This window comes from Pseudomonas sp. MD195_PC81_125, from assembly GCF_014060985.1.
In the GTDB taxonomy this organism is placed as follows: domain Bacteria; phylum Pseudomonadota; class Gammaproteobacteria; order Pseudomonadales; family Pseudomonadaceae; genus Aquipseudomonas; species Aquipseudomonas parakoreensis.
The window spans coordinates 1-555 of sequence record NZ_JABULD010000958.1; the positions used below are offsets into that span (position 1 = coordinate 1).

The window sequence follows — 555 nt, forward strand, 5'->3', positions numbered from 1 at the left end:
CCTGAGTGTCGAGCGTTTCGCCGAGCTGCAGCTTGATCGAAATTTTTCACCTCTGACCCTCGTCCAGATGAAGGCTCTTGAACCATTGGCATTCGAGAAGGCCGGAATTTAGTCGTATTGTTGCAGTGTCAAGCACGCTGTATAAATGCGCCCTCATCTAAGGAGGGAATGCTTGTGACTAAGTTTCAAAAAGAAGACTTCATGCGAAATGCTACTTTCGAAGCAGAAACTGAAATCGATCTACTAGAGAAGCTTTCTAGTATCAAAGGTTATGAACTGATCGATATTAAGGGTACAGATCGTAGTTTCGGTGCGGATCAGCGATTTTTGCTCAAGTCTGATTCCGGTCAAGAAATTATGATTCTTCACGAAGAGGGGGCTCCGATAGCTCGAACCGGAAACGTTTTCGGACAGGATGAAAAGGAGGAGCCAACTCCTGTCACAGAGGATGAAGTGGTCAAGCTTGGGAAGGCTGCTCAGCTGACTGATGGTCTATCCACTTCGGTGTCTCTATCAAATCATGATATGGGCTTTAGTCGTGCAGAACTCGAAGAG

Annotated in this window: 1 protein-coding gene; it reads left to right on the forward strand. The window is 46.3% G+C overall.

The window, feature by feature from the left end; genetic code table 11:
- Nucleotides 1-174: 174 nt before the first annotated feature.
- Nucleotides 175-555 (forward strand): hypothetical protein (locus HT737_RS30575; protein ID WP_182400874.1); only part of this gene is annotated, 381 nt, incomplete at its 3' end.